Source organism: Variovorax sp. P1_H12_2 (assembly GCF_056405335.1).
Genome location: NZ_JBFUCI010000104.1, coordinates 1 through 16,392, shown reverse-complemented (window position 1 = coordinate 16,392; position 16,392 = coordinate 1). Strand labels below are relative to the sequence as shown.

Sequence of the window (16,392 nt, the reverse complement as noted above, 5' to 3'; positions counted from 1 at the left end):
GCCTGGTACGCCGCATCGGTCACGCTCGCAGCCACGCCCGCGCCCGCCTGCACACGCACCACATGGCCCTGCGCCACGAGCTTCTTCGCGGTCTCCGGGGTCACGGCAACTCGGGTTTCGCCTGGCACAGTCTCGGCCGGCACGCCTATTTGCATGATTGCTCTTTCTTTTCTGAGGTCTGCGCGCTCAAGCGCAGCGGAGGCTTTCAGTCGAAGTTCAGCAGCACCTTCATGGCCTGCGAGCGATCGGCCGCCAGCGCGAAGGCGCGCGCCGAGTCGCGGTACGAGAGCGTGGCCGAGATCAGCGGCTTGACATCGACCAGCCCCTTGTTGAGCAGCTCCACCGCCACCGCGAACTCCTCGTGGAAGCGGAAGGCGCCGCGCAGGTCGAACTCCTTGGCGACGATGGTGTTGATCGGCAGCTGAATCTCGCCGCCGGCCAGGCCCAGCTGCACGATGATGCCGCGCGGGCGCAGCACGTCGAAGGCGCCGACCAGCGCACGCGGGTTGCCGCTGGCCTCCAGCAGGACGTCGAAGCTGCCCTTGTCGGCCGAGAACCGCTTGAGGCCGTCGGGCTCCTCGGCGACGTTGATCACCTCGTCGGCGCCGACCTTCAAGGCCTTGTCGAGCGTGAGTGCGCCGACATCGGTGGCCACGATGTGCCCCGCGCCGGCCCGGCGTGCCGCGATGATCGCCAGCGCGCCGATCGGCCCGCAGCCCGTGACCAGCACCCGTCGGCCCAGCAACGGGCCGGCGCGCCGCACCGCGTGCAGCGCCACCGACAGCGGCTCGGCCATCGAGCCCTCGCCGTCGCTGATCGAATCCGCGAGCTTGTAGGCCTGGTGCGTCTCGACCACGATCTGCTGGCGGAAGGCGCCCTGCACGTGCGGGTTGCGCATCGCGCTGCCGTAGTAGCGCATGTCCAGGCAGTGGTTCTGCAGACCCTGCTGGCAGAAGCGGCAAAGGCCGCAGGGCCGGCTCGGGCTGATCGCGATGCGCTCGCCGGGCTGGAAGCCGGCGACGCCGGCGCCCACGGCCTCGATCACGCCGGCCACCTCGTGGCCGAGCACCATCGGCTGCTGGATGCGCACGGTGCCGAAGCCGCCGTGCTGGTAGTAGTGCAGGTCGGAGCCGCAGATGCCGCCGCAGCGCACGCGCACCTGCAACTGGCCGGGGCCGAGCGCGGCGGTTTCAATTTCCTCGACGCGCAGGTCGCCCGGTGCGTGAATGACAAGTGCTTCCATGGTCTTTCTCAGAGGGTTGCCGTCACGCCGCCATCCACGTAGAGGATGTGGCCGTTGACGAAGTTGGAGGCATCGCTCGACAGGAACACGGCGGCGCCGACCAGGTCTTCCACGTCGCCCCAGCGGCGCGAGGGCGTGCGCCCGACCAGCCACTGGGTGAACTCCTCGTTTTGAACCAGCGCTTCAGTCAGCTCGGTCTTGAAGTAGCCCGGTCCGAGGCCATTGACCTGGATGCCGTGCTGGCCCCAGTCGATGGCCATGCCCTTGGTGAGCATCTTCACCGCGCCTTTGCTGGCCGTGTAGGGCGCGATGCCCGGTCGGCCCAGTTCGCTCTGGACCGAGCAGATGTTGACGATCTTTCCGCGCTTGCGCCCGATCATGTGGCGCGCCACGGCCTGGCCCACTAGGAAGACGCTGTCGACATTGGTCTTCATGAGCTCGTGCCAGTCGGCCTCGGCAAACTGGTCGAGCGGTGCGCGGCGCTGCATGCCGGCGTTGTTGACCAGGATGTCGATGGCGCCGACTTCGGCTTCGATGCGTGCCACCGCGGCGGTCACGGCGTCGCCGGAGGTCACGTCGAAGGGGGCGGTCAGCACCTGCAGCCCCTCGCTGCGCAGCACCTCGGCTGCGGCTTCGAGCTTCGCGGCGTTGCGAGCGTTCAGGATCACGCGGGCACCGGCGCCGGCGAGGCCGCGCGCCAGCGCGAAACCGATGCCGGCACTGGAGCCGGTGATGAGTGCGGTGCGGCCGGTGAGGTCGAAACTCTTGAGGATGGGGGTCATGGTGGTTCCAGGTTCAGGAGGGTGCCGAAGAGTAAGGCGGAATCGCCAGCCAGCGCAGCACGGCTTCGCACTGCGCTGCCACCGGCTCGGCCGCCTCCACGCGCAGCACGCCGGGTTCGCCCTCCGGCGATTCGAGTGCCGCGAACTGGCTGTCGACCAGGCTGGTGGGAAAGAAGTGACTGGATCGTGACGCCACGCGCCGCTTCGCTTCGCCGATGTCGATGTGCACGTAGACAAAGCGCAACGTCGGCTCGGCAGCACGAAGGCGGTCCCGGTAGGCGCGCTTGAGGGCCGAGCAGCTCATCACCAGGCGGCCTTCGGCGTCCCTCAGCAACGCGCCCAGCGCGTCGAGCCAGGGAATGCGGTCCGCATCCATCAGCGGAACTCCGCGTTCCATCTTGTCCTGGCTGGAGGGCAGGTGATAGTCGTCGCCCTCGACCGCAGTGCAGTCCAGCGCGGCTGCGATGGCTCTGGCCACGGTCGTCTTGCCGCAGCCGGAGACACCCATGACCAGCAGCTTGACGGTCATCGCAGGCGGGCAGCCAGCACCTCGGGATTGACCGGCGTCGGCGGCTCGCCCGCTTGCGGCCCGGCGCCCAGTGCGGCGATCAGGTTGTCGATGGTGAGCGACGCCATGGCGCGCCGCGTCTGGATCGACGCGCTGCCGATGTGCGGCGTCAGCACGACGTTCGGCAGGCCGAGCAGGGCGGGATGGATGCGGGGCTCGCCCTCGAACACATCGAGGCCCGCCGCAGCGATCGTGCCGGCCCGGAGTGCGGATGCGAGCGCCGCGTCGTCGACGATGCCGCCGCGCGCGATGTTCGTCAGTGTCGCCGTCGGCTTCATCCGTTTCAGCTCTTCGGCGCCGATCGCGTGATGTGACGCCGCGGAGTAGGGCAGCACCAGCACGAGATGATCGGCTTCGCGCAGCAAGGTCGCCTTGTCGACGTAGCGGGCGCCGCTTTCGCCTTCGGCCTCGGCAGTCAGCGGTGAACGGTTGTGGTAGATCACCCGCATGCCGAAACCGAGCGAGCCGCGGCGTGCGACAGCGCGGCCGATGCGGCCCATGCCCAGGATGCCGAGCGTCGCGCCGTGCACGTCGCTGCCCGCGAACATGTCGAAGATGCCGGTCTTGGTCCAGTCGCCCTGGCGCACGAAGCGCTCCGACTCGCCGATGCGTCGGGCGGTGGCCATCATCAGCGCGAAGCCGAAGTCGGCCGTCGTCTCGGTGAGCACGTCGGGCGTGTTGGTGACCAGCACGCCGCGCGAGGTGCAGGCCTCGACATCCACGTTGTTATAGCCCACGCCCACGTTGCACACGGCCTTCACCGTGGGGCAGGCGTCGAGCAGGGCGGCGTCGATGCGTTCGCTTCCGTGGCTCATCACGCCTTGCTTGCCTCGCAGGCGACGTCGGAGCTCGTCCGGGTCCCAGATGGCGTCGTTCGGGTTGTCTTCGACGCTGAAATGTTCGCGCAGCCGCTGAGCGATGTCGGGGAACGTGGCGCGGGTGATGAGGACGGATGGAGTCATCGTTGTCTCTGTCTTCTTCTATCGAGGGAAGGCGGGTCAGTTGGGGCAGCGCGCTTCGAGGGCGTCGAGGAAGCTGCGGTCCCAACGGCCTTCCTTCATGGCGCGAATCGTCTCGGCTTCGGTGGCCAGGTGCGCCCGGGCCTTCTCGATGAGCCATTCGGCATCGTTCGGCGAGAACGCCATCAGCCCGTCCTGGTCGCCGACCACGACGTCGCCAGGGTTCACCAGCATGCCGCCCACCGACACCGGGACATTGATCTCCCCGGGGCCGTCCTTGTAGGGCCCGCGGTGATTCACGCCGCGTGCATAGACCGGGAAGTCGCGCGCGCGGATCTCGGCCACGTCCCGGATGGCGCCATCGAGCACGACGCCCACGGTGCCGATGGTGGCGGCGTAGAAGGACAGGATGCCGCCGATCACCGCATTGGCCAGATCGCCGTCGGCGTCGATCACGATCACGTCGCCGGGGCGGCAGAACTCGAAGGCGCGCAGCAGCGTGAGGTTGTCGCCGCCGCGCGACTTGATCGTGACGGCCGTGCCGGCCATGGTCCCCGGCCCCGGACGGTGATAGGGGTTCAGGCCGACGCTGCCGATGTTGCGGTGCATGTTGTCGCTCAGCGCGGCGACCGGGATGTCGCGCAGCGCGGCGATGTGCGCCGGGTTCACTGGCGGCGCGGACGGRTTCTTGCGGATGCCCTTGAATTGCATGGATGTCTCCGGTTCGGTGATGGGGGTGCGATACGGCCGGTCGCTGCTCAACGCAGTTCGGCGACCGCGCGGGCGATGCGCGCGCACCCCTCCTCGAGGATGTCGATCGAGGTCGCAATGGAGAGCCGGAAGTAGGGCGAGAGGCCGTAGGCCGTGCCCGCGACCATCGCCACGCCTTCGCTTTCCAGCAGGTACATCACGACGTCGCCGTCCTCGGCGAGGACCTTGCCGGAGGGCGTGGTCTTGCCGATCAGGCCGCTGCAATTGACGTACAGATAGAAGGCGCCGGGTGGCGTGGCGCAGCTCAGGCCGGGGATCGCGTTGATGAGGGCCAGCGTGCGGTCGCGGCGCTGTTTGTAGACGGCGACGCTCTCGGCGACGAAGGACTGGTCGCCGTTCATCGCGGCGGCGGCAGCAGCCTGGCTGATCGAGCAGCAGTTGCCGGCGGATTGCGACAGCAGCGTATCCAGCGCACGGACCATGTCCGCCGGCCCGGCCACGTAGCCGATCCGCCAGCCGGTCATCGCGTAGGTCTTCGAGACGCCGTTCACGACCAGCGTGCGATCGCGCAGCTCGGGTGCCACGGCGAGGATGTGCGGCGTCTTCTGGCCGTCGAAGCGGATGTGCTCGTAGATGTCGTCGGTCATCACCATGACCTGCGGGTGGCGTGCCAGCACCTCCGCAAGCGCCCGGTATTCGTCGGCGGTATAGGCGGCGCCGGTCGGGTTGCTCGGCGAATTGATCAGCAGCCAGCGCGTGCGCGGCGTGATGGCCGCCTCGAGCTGCGCGGGCGTCAACTTGAAGCCGTTGGTCTCGGGGCAGGCGACGATCACCGGCTTGCCGTCGCAGGCCAGCACCATGTCGGGGTAGGACACCCAGTAGGGTGCGGGCACGATGACTTCGTCGCCCGACTCCAGCGTGATCGCGAAGGCGTTGTAGATCGCGCTCTTGGCGCCGTTGGTGGCGATGATCTCGTTCATCGCATAGCGGAGGCCGTTTTCTCGCTGGAGCTTGCCGATGATGGCTTCGCGCAACTCGACCGTTCCGGCCATCAGGGTGTAGCGGGTGGCGCCCTTGTCCATCGCCGCGGCGGCGGCCTGGCGGATGTGCAGGGGGGTGTCGAAGTCGGGCTCGCCGACGACGAGGTTCACGATGGACTTGCCCTGGCGGCGCAGCTCGTTGGCGCGGTCGGCGGCCGAGGTGCTGGGCGAAGGCTTGATGCGGCGGACGCGCTCTGCGATGCGGGAGGTGGTCATGACTTCCTGGAGTGGGATGGCAGGACCGTACGGTACGCAGATCGCTCTCGCGACGCCAAGACGAGTTCGCTCTGGTCGTATAGGTAGAGCTTATGGAAGGCCCTGATGGCCCGGCCTCGGGGCCGGTGCTAGGCTCGACTTTTGCTTCGGAGGCAGGCGTGAACCTGCGGCGACTTAAATACTTCGTGAAGATCGTGGACATCGGCAGCCTGACACAGGCCGCCGAGGTTCTTTTCATTGCCCAACCGGCGCTGAGCCAGCAACTGGCCACATTGGAGGGCGAGGTGCGGCAGCAACTGCTGGTGCGCACCAAGCGCGGCGTGACGCCGACCGAGGCCGGCAAGGTGCTGTACCGGCATGCGCAGATCATCCTGCGCCAGTGCGAGCAGGCGCAGATCGACATGGAGGCTGCCGGGCAGGGCGTCTCGGGCCAGGTGTCGGTGGGCCTCGCGCCCGGCACGGCGGCGGCGGCGCTCTCGCTGCCTTTGCTGCGCACGGTGCGCGCGCGCCATCCGGGCATCCTGCTGTACCTGAACGAGAACTACGGCACCACGCTGAGCGAACTGATCATGAACGGCCGGATGGATCTGGCCGTGCTCTACGGCGACAAGGCGATCCATGGCTTGACCTTTCTGCCGCTGCTGAAGGAGCCCTTGTTCCTGGTCGGGCCGGCGTCGATCCCGGCACCGGCCCAACCGGTTCGGCTGGCCGATCTGCGCGAGATGGAACTCTTCCTGCCGCGTCCCTACAACGTGGTGCGCAAACTGGTCGATGCGGCCTTCAGCCGGCTTGGCGCGACGCCGCGCGTCGTGGCCGAGATCGAATCCGCCTTCACCCTGACCGCGGCCGTGGCCGACGGCCTGGGTGCGACCATCTTGCCGGCTTCGATGGCGCGCGAGGTGGTGGCGGCCTGTGGCGCCTGGCAGTTCCAGATCGTCGACCCGGTGATCGAGGCGCCTCTGGCCCTGTGCCAGTCGGACCACCTGCCGCTCTCCGAGCCGGCGCAGGCGGTGAAGGACATCCTGCTCGAACTCGTCACCGAGCTTTCGAACAACGCCGCCGCGACCGCGGAGCCGGTGCTGGCCAAGGCGTCATAAGCCGACCTTATCCCGGCACAGCCAATCCGTCTTTGGCTTCGCGGCCTTCGCGGGCTACCGTTCATGCCTGCCGTCACGCGTTCGCGGAATGCGTCGGCCACCAAGGAGATCCCGCCCTTTCGCGGCGGGTCCGGCATGAATCAGGAACAGATCAAGATCCTCATCGACGCACTGGCGGCCTCGGAGCTGTCGGAGCTGGAGTACAGCGCAGACGGTTGCACGTTGCGGCTGGTGAAGCAGGGGGTGTCGACGTCGCGGGCCCAAGCCGGGCGCGGCGCAGATGATGCCTGCGCCGCCCCGCAGGCCACCGCGCACGAGAGGGACGGTGCACGCGTCGAACTGCCTGGCGCAATCCGAGAGCCCTCCGTCGACCTTGCAGCGAGCCCGGTCGAATGCCTGGCGCCGCTCTATGGCGTGATCCACCTGCAGCCGTCGCCGGGCGAGCCGCTGTTCGTGCAGCCGGGCCAGCAGGTCGCGGCCGGCCAGACCTTGTGCGTGATCGAGGCGATGAAGGTCTTCAACGAAGTGCGCGCCGAGGCCGACGCCACCATTTCCGAGGTGCTTGTTCGATCCGGTGACGAGGTCGAGGCCGGCCAGCCATTGTTCCGCCTTGCCTGAGAAGGACACCATGTTCGACACCGTCCTCATTGCGAACCGCGGCGAGATCGCCTTGCGAATCCTGCGCGCCTGCCGCGGCCTGGGCCTGAAGACGGTGGTCGCGCACTCCGACGCCGACCGCGATGCGGTCTATGTGCGACAGGCCGACCAGGCGCTGTGCATCGGTCCGGCCAGCCCTGCCCAGAGCTATCTCGATCAGTCGGCGCTGCTCTATGCGGCCGAGGTGAGCGGTGCGCAGGCGATTCATCCCGGCTACGGATTCCTGTCGGAGAACGCGGGCTTCGTCGAGAAGGTGGAGCAGGCCGGATTGCGCTTTGTCGGACCGAGCGCCGCCTGCATCCGCGTGATGGGCGACAAGGTCGCGGCCAAACGCGCGATGCGTCGGGCCGGCGTGCCCTGCGTGCCGGGTCCGGACGATGGGTTGCCCGACGATGCGGAGGCCGTGCGCGCGCTGGCGCGCGAGGTCGGATACCCGGTGATCGTCAAGGCGGCCGGCGGTGGCGGCGGTCGCGGCATGCGCGTGGTCCGGGAGGAGGGCGAGCTGCTGGAGGCGCTGGCGCTCACGCGCGAAGAGGCGCGACGCGCCTTCGGCAACCCCGAGGTCTACATCGAGAAGTTTCTGCTGCATCCGCGGCATGTGGAGATCCAGGTGCTGGCCGACGACCACGGCCAGGCCATCTGGCTCGGCAGCCGGGACTGCTCGCTGCAGCGGCGGCACCAGAAGGTGATCGAGGAAGCACCGGCGCCCGGCATCGACGAGGCGCTGATCGCCGCGGTCGGGGAGAGTTGCGCGGCGGCCTGCCGGCAGATCGGCTACTGCGGCGTCGGCACCTTCGAATTTCTCTACGAGAAGGGCGCTTTCTACTTCATCGAGATGAACACGAGGCTGCAGGTGGAGCATCCGGTGACCGAGATGACCACGGGCATCGACATCGTGCAGCAACAGCTGCGCATGGCGCGTGGCGAGCGGTTGACGATCACGCAGGCCGACGTCCCTTGCAGGGGCCATTCGATCGAATGCCGCATCAACGCGGAGGATCCGGTCAGCTTCGCGCCGTCGCCGGGTCGCATCACGGGCTGGCGCGTGCCCGGCGGCTTCGGCGTGCGCTTCGATTCGCACGCGGGGGTGGGGTACCGCGTGCCGCCGTACTACGACTCGATGATCGGCAAGCTGATCGTGCATGGCGCCAGTCGCGAGGACGCGCTGGATCGCATGCGGCTCGCGCTGAGCGAGCTGCAGGTCGACGGCATCGCGACCAACGTGCCACTGCATCGCGCGCTGCTTCAGGACGACGGCTTTGCCACCGGCGGCGTTGACATCCACCACCTCGAACGCTGGCTGCAGCGAAGGAACGCGCCGTGAACTCCTCGACATCCGGATCGGTCCCGACGGTGAGCCTGCTGGGCACGACCGCGCTGCTGTTCGAAGCCCCGGGGGCGATGGAGCTTCATTCGCAGCAGCGCATCTGGGCGCTCGCGCAGGAGGCCGCCGAATGGCCCGAGGTGCGCGAGGCCGTGCCCGGAATGAACAACCTGATGCTGAGCTTCGTTCGTCCGCCGCGCGCGCTCGATGCATTGAAGGCGCGGCTGGATGCCGCCTGGGAGGCCGTCACGCCGCTCACCCGCGAAGGCCGGGTGGTCGAGCTGCCGGTGCGCTATGGCGGTGCCGGCGGTCCGCACATGGCGGACGTGGTGGCGCACACCGGCCTGTCGGTCGAGGAGATCGTCGAGCTGCACAGCGCGCCGCTGTACCCGGTGTATGCGCTGGGCAGCCATCCCGGCTACTGCTACCTGGGTGGCATGGACCCGCGCATCGCGACGCCGCGGCGCAAGGTGCCGGTGCTCAGCATTCCGGGTGGCGCCGTGTCGATCGGCGGGGCGCAGACCGGTGTCTCGGCCTCCGCCGGGCCGAGCGGTTGGAACACCATCGGCAGCACCGTCATGGTCTTCTTCGACCCGGGGCGGAATCCGCCGGCCACACTGCAGCCGGGCGACCGCATTCGCTTCCTGGTGGAAGGGATAGAAAAATGATCGAGATACTCTCCAACGCGGCCCTGGCGACCGTGCAGGACCTCGGGCGCCTGGGTAGCCTGCGCTTCGGCGTGGGTACCGCCGGTGCCATGGACGATCTCGCGCTCGCGGCGGGCAATCTCCTGCTGGGCAACGAGGTCGGCGCTGCGGGCATCGAGATCCCGGTCTTTCCGTTCAAGGTCCGCTTCACCGGGGATTGCGCCTTCGCACTGACCGGCGCCGACTGTGGCGCGAAGCTGGACGCGCAACCGCTGCTGCCGTGGTGGTCGCACCAGGCGCGGGCCGGCCAGGTGCTGACGCTGGGCCTGCCGCAGGGCGCGCAGCGCGCCAGCCGTGCGCTGCTGTGCCTGCCGGGCGGCATCGATGTGCCGGAGGTGCTGGGTTCGCGCAGCACCCAGATGCGCGGCGCTTTCGGTGGGCACGAGGGGCGGGCATTGCGCAAGGGGGACGTGCTGGGTGCCGCCGAGCCGAAGCGCGCCTGCCAGACCGGCTTCGGCCTGGTGCCGCCGGCCATCGCTTTGCCGCTGGAGGTCGACGGGCGGGTCGCGCTGCGGGTGTTGCCGGCGGCCGAATACCTGGGTTTCGAGGCCGCGTCACGCGAGGCTTTCTGGGCCGGTGAATGGCGCATCACGGCGCAGAGCGATCGCTATGGCTACCGGCTCGCTGGAGAGGCCTTGCAGCCGGTCGCTCCGATGGAAATGCGCTCACATGGCATCGTGCCCGGCGTGATCCAGGTGCCCCATAGCGGGCAACCGATCATCCAGATGCGCGACGCGCAGCCTTCGGGCGGCTATCCCAAATTCGGCACCGTGATCGAGGCCGATCTGTGGCGGCTGGGCCAGGCGCCGATCGGCAGCCGGATCCGCTTCATCGAGACGACCTGGGACGAGGCTGTGGCCGCGCTGGAACTGAAGGAGGCCTGGCTGGCGAAGGTGGCACGCATGGTGGCACTGCACCGCAGCGGGCCGATGGGGGGCGCTGCATGAAGAAGGCGCCTCATGAACTGCGGGAGATCGCCGGCTGGATGGCGGCGACGGACATCGGCTTCCTCGAACTGCGGATGCCCGGTGCGACCGTGCGGCTGGGGCGGCAGGGCGAGGCGGTTCCAACCCAGGCAGGGCCCGCTCCCGACACCGTGAGCGCCGCTTGCGTCGGCGTGTTCCTGCACGCCCACCCTTGCGCGACGGCGCCGTTCGTGCGCGTCGGCCATGGCGTACAGGCCGGCCAGACGCTCGGACTGCTGCGCATCGGCGTCCTGCTGCTGCCGGTGAGCGCCCCGCGAGCCGGCACCGTCGCCGCGCTGCGGGCCGACGACGGCGCGACTGTCGGCTACGGCACGGCCCTGGTCGACCTGCATCCCATCTGACGACAAGGAAAGCACCATGGACATGGACCTGAACGCGGACCTGGGCGAAGGCTTCGGCTCYTGGCGCATGGGCGACGACGAGGCGCTGCTGGGCATCGTCTCGTCGGCCAACGTCGCCTGCGGCTTCCATGCGGGCGACCCGCAGATCATGGACCGCACCGTGCGCACGGCGCTGGCGCGCGGCGTGGATGTGGGCGCGCATGTCGGCTTCCCGGACCTGGCCGGCTTCGGCCGCCGCCCGATGCAGATGGACACGGGCGAGCTGGTCGCGGCCGTGGTCTACCAGCTCGGTGCCCTGGCAGGCATCGCACGCACCGCGGGGCACCGCATGACGCACATGAGCTTTCATGGCGCGCTCGGCAACCTGGCGGCGGCGGATGCGGAGCTCGCGACGCCGCTGGTGCGGGCGGTGGCGGACTTCGATCCCTCGCTGACGATCAGCTCCTCGGCCAGCCGGGCCATCGAGGATGCGGCGCAGCGCTGCGGCTTGCGCCTTCGCACCACCTTCCTGGCCGACCGCGCCTGCGACGAAGCAGGGCTGCTGATCCCGCGCAAGATGCCGGACTCGGTGATCCACGACCCCGAACGGGTCCTGGCGCGTGTCCGGCAGTTGCTGGCGGAGGGCACTGTCACCACCTACGCCGGCAACAAGATCCCGATGCGCGTGCATTCGATCCTGGTCCACGGCGACACGCCCGGCGCGGTGACCTTGGCGCGCGGGGTGCGCGAGGTGGTCGAGGCGCACGGTCGTGTGGTCCCGATCTCGCGCCAGGCCGCCTGAAGCGCGCTGTCGAGCAGGCACGGACATGGTGCTTACCCTAACTTGGCGCGCACGCTTCCAGGGCGACATAAGGGGGCCTTATCGCTCCACAGCCAAACCGTCTTGGCGCGCCGAACCTGAGGTCGATACAGTGAATTCATCGCGGTCCGAAGGCGCATTCGACAAGGGCGCGACCGGCCGCCATCCCACAGAAAGAAAGTGACCCAGATGCCCTTCTCCGACTACAAGACCGCCCTGGTGACAGGTGCCTCCTCCGGCATCGGCGCCGCCGTTGTCGAGCGCCTCTGCAAGGAAGGCCTGCAGGTCCATGCGCTGGCCCGCAGCGGCGCCAAGCTGAAAGAACTCGCCGCGCGCACGGGCTGCATCCCGCAYGCCATCGACGTGAGCGACCTGCACGGCGTGACCGCGCTGACGAAGGAAGTCGAGTTCGACGTTCTCGTGAACAACGCCGGCGTCGATCGGCCGGGCTCGATCCTGAAGGCCGACGCCGAAGGCATCGACCTGCTGGTGGACGTCAATCTGCGCGCCGTGCTGCACCTCTGCCGGCTGGTCGTTCCGGGCATGGTGGCGCGCGACAGCGGCCACGTGGTCAACATCAGCTCGATCGCCGCGGCCTACAACTTCGGCGGCAACAGCACCTACCACGCGACCAAGGCGGCGGTCAGCATGCTGTCGCGCCAGTTGCGCGTCGACTGCTTCGGCAAGCGGGTGCGCGTGACCGAGATCTGCCCGGGCCGCGTGGCGACCGACATCTTCGCGCACGTGCACGGCGACTCCGAGGAGACGCGCAAGCGCTTCGTCGAAGGCTATGAGTTGCCGGAGGCAGCCGACATCGCCAATGCCATCGCCTTCGCGATCGCGGCGCCTGTGGCGGTGAACATCGGCCACATGGAGATCACGCCGACCTTGCAGGTGCCCGGCGGCCTCTCCACCGCCAAGCCGGAGACGGTGCGGGCCTGAGCTTCGCCCGTTCACACCTGAGCACGCCATGAAGGACTTCGACCTCTTTGCGATCCTGCTGAAGCCCGAGTTCGGCGCCATGCTGCTGCACGGGATGGTGCTGACCCTGAAGATCGCGGTCGGCTCCTGGCTGCTCGCGATGTCGATGGCCGTCGTCCTGCTGGTGGTCCGGCTCAGCGCCAACACGGTGGCCGAGCGGGCTGTCGCCGCCTATGTCTCCTATCACCGCAATGTGCCGACGCTGGTGCAGCTGATGCTTTGGTACTTCGGCATCTTCAGCCTGCTGCCGGACGCCGTGCAAGCCTGGCTGTCGAACAACAACGCCGAGGCGCTGATCTCGATCGTGGCGCTGGGCCTCTGCCAGGCCGCCTACTTCAGCGAGGACATGCGCTCCGGCCTGCGGGCCATCCCGCCAGGCCAGTCCGAGGCGGCGCGTGCCCTGGGACACGGCTACATCGGCGCGATGCGGCACGTGATGCTGCCGCAGGCGGTGCGCAATGCGGTGCCGGCCCTGGTGAACCACAGCGTGTCCCTGTTCAAGAACAGCAGCCTGGCGATGGCCATCGGGGTGGCGGAGCTGACCCATGCGGTCAAGGAGATCGAGAGCCAGAGCTTCCGCACCTTCGAGGCGTACAGCGTGGCGACCGCGATGTACCTGCTGGTCTCCTTGCTCATCATGGCGGTGGGCGCCTGGATCGCACGCCGTTATCGCGTTTCCGGGGCGAGGTAAGACATGTTCGGCATCTTCGACATCCTGCGCGACAACTGGCTGCTGCTGCTGGTCGGGCAGTACCCGAACGGGCCGCTCGGCGGCATCGTTGCCACGCTCATTCTCTCGGTGCTGGGCATCGTGCTGGCCTTCCCCGTGTCGGTGATGCTGGCACTGGCGCGCCTTTCCCCCTGGCGCGCGCTGCGCTGGCCGGCGACGGTGCTGGTGTACATCGTGCGCGGCGTTCCGCTCCTGATGGTCATCCTGTGGGTGTACTTCCTGGTGCCGATCCTGATCGGGCGGGACGTTTCCGGTTTCACCACGATGTTGTGCACGCTGGTGATCTACGAAGGCGCGTACCTGTCGGAAGTGGTCCGCGCCGGCATCCAGGCGTTGCCGAAGGGACAGACCGAGGCAGCCCGCGCGCTGGGCCACAGCCACCTGGGCACCATGGCTTACGTGGTCCTGCCCCAGGCCCTCTACAACATGCTCCCCAGCATGCTGAGCCAGTTCATCTCCACCATCAAGGAGACCACGCTGGGCTACGTGATCAACGTGCAGGAACTCACCTTCGCCGCCAATCAGATCAACAACCAGTTGCTGACCAAGCCGTTTCAGGTGTTCTTCATCCTGGCGATGACCTACTACGTCGTCTGCTTCAGCCTGACCCAGCTGGCGCAATGGCTGGAGCGGCGAATCGCCCACAAGCGGCTCGGCAGCGCGACACCCGCCAGCACCGAGGACGGCCTGCCGCTGCCGCCGGTGGCAGCCAACTCCTGACGCCGCGATTCGCGCGGTGAGCGAAACAAAGAACGGAGACCGACCATGGAAACGCTTGAACAACCCAGCGCACGGCTGAAGCCGCGCGAGGACGACACCATGATCCTGTTTTCCAACATCAACAAATGGTATGGCGACTATCAGGCGCTGACCGACGTCAACGCCGAGGTCAAGAAGGGCGAGGTGGTCGTGGTCTGCGGTCCCTCGGGCTCCGGCAAGTCGACCTTGATCCGAACCGTCAACCGACTGGAGGAAATCAAGTCCGGCCAGTTGCTGTTCGATGGCCACGATATCCATGCCCCGATGAGCAGCCATGCGCTGAACAAGCTGCGCAGCCGCATCGGCTTCGTGTTCCAGAGCTTCAACCTGTTTCCACATCTGTCCGTACTGGACAACATCATGCTGTCGCCGGTGCATGTGCTGGGTGTGAAGCGCGGCGACGCCAAGACCAGGGCCGGCCAGCTGCTGGAGCGCGTGGGGCTGTCGAACAAGGCCAATTCCTATCCGGCACAGCTCTCYGGCGGCCAGCAGCAGCGCGTCKCGATCGCCCGCGCCCTGGCGATGGAGCCACCGGCCATGCTCTTCGACGAGCCGACCAGCGCGCTGGACCCGGAAATGGTCGGCGAGGTGCTGTCGGTCATGCGCAGTCTGGCCAACGAGGGCATGACGATGATGTGCGTCACCCACGAGATGAACTTTGCGCGCGAGGTGGCCGACCGCGTCTGGTTCATGGACGCTGGTCGCATCCTGGAGAAGGCGGACCCAGAGACCTTCTTCACCCGACCCCAGCATCCGCGCGCGCAGCGATTCCTGTCGGACCTGCGGGCGCATTGAGCCGATCGATTTCCTCTTCTTGTTCACCCGATATTCTTCCCAGGAGCTTCCCATGTCGAATGCCAACGTGTTTCGTCTTGCCGCCCTCGGCGCGGTCCTCTGCGCATGCTCGCTCGCGGCCCAGGCCGACCAGTGGAGCGACATCGCTGCGCGCAAGGAACTCAAGTGCGGCACCTTCGCCGACGTGCCGCCCTTTGCGGCGCCGGACCCGAAGACCCGCGAAATGGTCGGTCACGACGTGGACCTCTGCAACGCCATCGCGAAGGAGCTCGGCTTGACGGCCAAGGTGACGCCGCTGTCGGTCGAGGCCCGCGTGCCCGAGGTCAAGCTCGGTCGCGTCGACGTGACCATCGCCAACCTGGCCTACACCAAGAGCCGCGGTGAGCAGATCCAGTTCAGCGACCCGTATTACGTCGCGAAGGAAATGCTGGCGGTCAAGGCGTCGGACCCGGGCACGACCAAGGCCGATTTCAAGGGCAAGCGCCTGAGTTCGACCAAGGGATCGACTTCGGAGCTGTCGATCAAGATGAACGGTTCCGAAGCCGTGACCTTCCAGGACACCGGCTCGGCCTTCATGGCCGTCCAGCAGAACAAGTCGATGGGCATGGTGGCGAACACCATGACCATCACCAAGCTGGTCAACCAGTCGAAGACCGAGGGCGTCGAGCTGAAGATGATCAAGGACCCGATGGTGCTGCAGCCGATCGGCATCGGGATGAAAAAGGACGAGCCGGTGCTGCTGGCCAAGGTGAACGAAGCGCTCTATTCGCTGGAGAAGAAGGGCGAGTTGGACAGGCTGTGGAACAAGTGGCTCGGCCCGAACACCGAATACAAGATGACGCGGGAAGAGAAGGTCACGCCGCTGGCCGACTTGAAGTTCGAACTGCTTCCTTGAGTACCCGCGCCAGAGTGTCGAGCACGGCCTGAGAATCCTACGAGAGYCGTCGCGCGCTCGCACGCAGCCGGTCCCGAAGCGGGCAGAGCTCCATGGTGTCGGCCAAGGTCGCGTGGAAGTCTTGGACGTTCAAGCTCAGGAGCTCACGGATGCACTCGGCCTGCGCCGCACTGAAGCGCGTTGGCGTCAATGACTTCAGGAGCTGCGCCACGCYGGATTTGGCGTCGACGATCATGTCGTGCAAGGCGAGGATCGACTCGACCTGCTCGGCAGTGAAGGTCGCCGGGATGGCCRTGTCGAACGSCGTGCCGTCATCGACGGTCGACATGCMAGGGCTTCCCRCCWTGGTCGGGAYGCTGGGGAACGCMGAGAAAYGGCRAGCTGGATTCATGACCCCAAGCGTAGCGATCGCAGCCGACGCAAGGTATCAGATTCTTCCGAAAAGGACCCCGTCCGTCGGCAGGCCGCCCCGCCGGAAGCCAGTGTCGTTGCCGCCGCTTGCGCGGGATGTGCCCCGGTCCCGCCATCTGCGCGGCGTGCAACGGCCAGCCCAAAGTATGGATCTGTCGAGGTCACGCACCTGGGATGCGGCGCTCGCGCATTGAGCGCGGCCAGCTACTCGATCGCCTTGGCCATGTCCTCGACCACCTTCTTGGCGTCGCCGAAGACCATCATGGTCTTGTCCATGTAGAACAGTTCGTTGTCCAGCCCGGCGTAGCCCGCGGCCATGGAACGCTTGTTCACGATCACCGTCTTGGCCTTGTAGGCCTTGTTCACGATCACCGTCTTGGCCTTGTAGGCC

At 67.6% G+C, this 16,392-nt stretch carries 20 protein-coding genes and 1 pseudogene; 12 read left to right on the top strand and 9 right to left on the bottom strand.

Annotated features, from left to right (window positions below; all coding sequences use genetic code 11):
* From AC1D2K_RS13110 to AC1D2K_RS13080, 7 genes and pseudogenes are all read right to left on the bottom strand, one after another.
* Positions 1-155 (bottom strand): annotated as a pseudogene (locus tag AC1D2K_RS13110) (NAD(P)(+) transhydrogenase (Re/Si-specific) subunit alpha); the annotation flags it as partial.
* 50 nt (positions 156-205) lie between these two features.
* Positions 206-1,243, bottom strand: a complete 1,038-nt coding sequence (locus AC1D2K_RS13105) for an L-idonate 5-dehydrogenase (RefSeq protein ID WP_478089266.1) — start codon at positions 1,241-1,243, stop codon at positions 206-208.
* Between the two features lie 8 nt (positions 1,244-1,251).
* Positions 1,252-2,025 carry a glucose 1-dehydrogenase gene (locus tag AC1D2K_RS13100; protein WP_478089265.1) on the bottom strand — a complete coding sequence of 258 codons (774 nt, stop codon included), beginning with the start codon at positions 2,023-2,025 and terminating at the stop codon, positions 1,252-1,254.
* 13 nt (positions 2,026-2,038) lie between these two features.
* The gene (locus AC1D2K_RS13095) at positions 2,039-2,554 is read right to left on the bottom strand and encodes a gluconokinase (RefSeq protein ID WP_478089264.1); all 516 of its coding nucleotides are present in this window, start codon (positions 2,552-2,554) and stop codon (positions 2,039-2,041) included.
* Positions 2,551-3,555: a 2-hydroxyacid dehydrogenase gene (locus AC1D2K_RS13090; protein ID WP_478089263.1), complete on the bottom strand. Its 1,005-nt coding sequence runs from the start codon at positions 3,553-3,555 to the stop codon at positions 2,551-2,553. Before AC1D2K_RS13090 ends, AC1D2K_RS13095 begins: the two co-directional genes overlap by 4 nt.
* 36 nt (positions 3,556-3,591) lie before the next feature.
* A complete protein-coding gene (locus AC1D2K_RS13085; RefSeq protein WP_478089262.1) occupies positions 3,592-4,263 on the bottom strand; it encodes an RraA family protein in 672 nt (223 codons plus the stop codon).
* 47 nt (positions 4,264-4,310) lie between these two features.
* Positions 4,311-5,519: an aspartate transaminase gene (locus AC1D2K_RS13080; protein WP_478089261.1), complete on the bottom strand. Its 1,209-nt coding sequence runs from the start codon at positions 5,517-5,519 to the stop codon at positions 4,311-4,313.
* A 158-nt stretch (positions 5,520-5,677) separates the two neighbouring features.
* On the opposite strand from AC1D2K_RS13080, the gene nac reads away from it, so the two are divergent.
* The 12 genes from nac (at position 5,678) to AC1D2K_RS13020 (ending at position 15,590) form a co-directional block, all read left to right on the top strand.
* Positions 5,678-6,616 carry a nitrogen assimilation transcriptional regulator NAC gene (gene nac / locus AC1D2K_RS13075; RefSeq protein ID WP_478089260.1) on the top strand — a complete coding sequence of 313 codons (939 nt, stop codon included), beginning with the start codon at positions 5,678-5,680 and terminating at the stop codon, positions 6,614-6,616.
* 63 nt (positions 6,617-6,679) lie between these two features.
* Positions 6,680-7,234, top strand: coding sequence for an acetyl-CoA carboxylase biotin carboxyl carrier protein (locus AC1D2K_RS13070; protein ID WP_478089259.1), 555 nt, complete (start codon positions 6,680-6,682; stop codon positions 7,232-7,234).
* A gap of 10 nt (positions 7,235-7,244) precedes the next feature.
* Positions 7,245-8,597, top strand: coding sequence for an acetyl-CoA carboxylase biotin carboxylase subunit (gene accC / locus AC1D2K_RS13065; RefSeq protein ID WP_478089258.1), 1,353 nt, complete (start codon positions 7,245-7,247; stop codon positions 8,595-8,597).
* Positions 8,594-9,265: a 5-oxoprolinase subunit PxpB gene (gene pxpB, locus AC1D2K_RS13060; protein WP_478089257.1), complete on the top strand. Its 672-nt coding sequence runs from the start codon at positions 8,594-8,596 to the stop codon at positions 9,263-9,265. Before accC ends, pxpB begins: the two co-directional genes overlap by 4 nt.
* Entirely contained in the window at positions 9,262-10,251 is a 990-nt protein-coding gene (locus AC1D2K_RS13055; protein WP_478089256.1) for a 5-oxoprolinase subunit C family protein, read from the top strand. Before pxpB ends, AC1D2K_RS13055 begins: the two co-directional genes overlap by 4 nt.
* Positions 10,248-10,631 (top strand): acetyl-CoA carboxylase biotin carboxyl carrier protein, encoded by a 384-nt coding sequence (locus AC1D2K_RS13050; protein ID WP_478089255.1) that lies wholly within the window; start codon positions 10,248-10,250, stop codon positions 10,629-10,631. The genes AC1D2K_RS13055 and AC1D2K_RS13050 overlap by 4 nt, the downstream gene beginning before the upstream one ends.
* Before the next feature lie 16 nt (positions 10,632-10,647).
* Complete coding sequence (locus AC1D2K_RS13045) at positions 10,648-11,412, top strand: LamB/YcsF family protein (protein WP_478089254.1); 765 nt, start codon at positions 10,648-10,650, stop codon at positions 11,410-11,412.
* Positions 11,413-11,619: 207 nt separating this feature from the next.
* Positions 11,620-12,372, top strand: a complete 753-nt coding sequence (locus AC1D2K_RS13040) for an SDR family oxidoreductase (protein WP_478089268.1) — start codon at positions 11,620-11,622, stop codon at positions 12,370-12,372.
* Between the two features lie 28 nt (positions 12,373-12,400).
* A complete protein-coding gene (locus AC1D2K_RS13035) occupies positions 12,401-13,102 on the top strand; it encodes an amino acid ABC transporter permease (RefSeq protein WP_478089253.1) in 702 nt (233 codons plus the stop codon).
* 3 nt (positions 13,103-13,105) lie between these two features.
* Complete coding sequence (locus tag AC1D2K_RS13030; RefSeq protein WP_478089252.1) at positions 13,106-13,861, top strand: amino acid ABC transporter permease; 756 nt, start codon at positions 13,106-13,108, stop codon at positions 13,859-13,861.
* 99 nt (positions 13,862-13,960) lie between these two features.
* Positions 13,961-14,695 carry an amino acid ABC transporter ATP-binding protein gene (locus AC1D2K_RS13025; protein WP_478089267.1) on the top strand — a complete coding sequence of 245 codons (735 nt, stop codon included), beginning with the start codon at positions 13,961-13,963 and terminating at the stop codon, positions 14,693-14,695.
* 52 nt (positions 14,696-14,747) lie between these two features.
* A complete protein-coding gene (locus AC1D2K_RS13020) occupies positions 14,748-15,590 on the top strand; it encodes an ABC transporter substrate-binding protein (RefSeq protein WP_478089251.1) in 843 nt (280 codons plus the stop codon).
* A 37-nt stretch (positions 15,591-15,627) separates the two neighbouring features.
* On the opposite strand, the gene AC1D2K_RS13015 is transcribed toward AC1D2K_RS13020, so the two are convergent.
* Complete coding sequence (locus tag AC1D2K_RS13015; protein ID WP_478089250.1) at positions 15,628-15,918, bottom strand: hypothetical protein; 291 nt, start codon at positions 15,916-15,918, stop codon at positions 15,628-15,630.
* 287 nt (positions 15,919-16,205) lie between these two features.
* The coding region (locus tag AC1D2K_RS13010) for an NAD(P)(+) transhydrogenase (Re/Si-specific) subunit beta (protein WP_478089249.1) at positions 16,206-16,392 on the bottom strand (187 nt) is incomplete at its 5' end.

Excerpts from the sequence above, each read along its gene's own strand:
- accC (WP_478089258.1), top strand. The coding sequence starts at position 7,245 with ATGTTCGACACCGTCCTCATTGCGAACCGCGGCGAGATCGCCTTGCGA.
- AC1D2K_RS13020 (WP_478089251.1), top strand. The coding sequence starts at position 14,748 with ATGTCGAATGCCAACGTGTTTCGTCTTGCCGCCCTCGGCGCGGTCCTC.
- AC1D2K_RS13105 (WP_478089266.1), bottom strand. The coding sequence starts at position 1,243 with ATGGAAGCACTTGTCATTCACGCACCGGGCGACCTGCGCGTCGAGGAA.
- AC1D2K_RS13095 (WP_478089264.1), bottom strand. The coding sequence starts at position 2,554 with ATGACCGTCAAGCTGCTGGTCATGGGTGTCTCCGGCTGCGGCAAGACG.
- AC1D2K_RS13070 (WP_478089259.1), top strand. The coding sequence starts at position 6,680 with ATGCCTGCCGTCACGCGTTCGCGGAATGCGTCGGCCACCAAGGAGATC.
- AC1D2K_RS13050 (WP_478089255.1), top strand. The coding sequence starts at position 10,248 with ATGAAGAAGGCGCCTCATGAACTGCGGGAGATCGCCGGCTGGATGGCG.
- AC1D2K_RS13080 (WP_478089261.1), bottom strand. The coding sequence starts at position 5,519 with ATGACCACCTCCCGCATCGCAGAGCGCGTCCGCCGCATCAAGCCTTCG.
- AC1D2K_RS13100 (WP_478089265.1), bottom strand. The coding sequence starts at position 2,025 with ATGACCCCCATCCTCAAGAGTTTCGACCTCACCGGCCGCACCGCACTC.
- AC1D2K_RS13030 (WP_478089252.1), top strand. The coding sequence starts at position 13,106 with ATGTTCGGCATCTTCGACATCCTGCGCGACAACTGGCTGCTGCTGCTG.
- AC1D2K_RS13055 (WP_478089256.1), top strand. The coding sequence starts at position 9,262 with ATGATCGAGATACTCTCCAACGCGGCCCTGGCGACCGTGCAGGACCTC.
- AC1D2K_RS13090 (WP_478089263.1), bottom strand. The coding sequence starts at position 3,555 with ATGACTCCATCCGTCCTCATCACCCGCGCCACGTTCCCCGACATCGCT.
- AC1D2K_RS13035 (WP_478089253.1), top strand. The coding sequence starts at position 12,401 with ATGAAGGACTTCGACCTCTTTGCGATCCTGCTGAAGCCCGAGTTCGGC.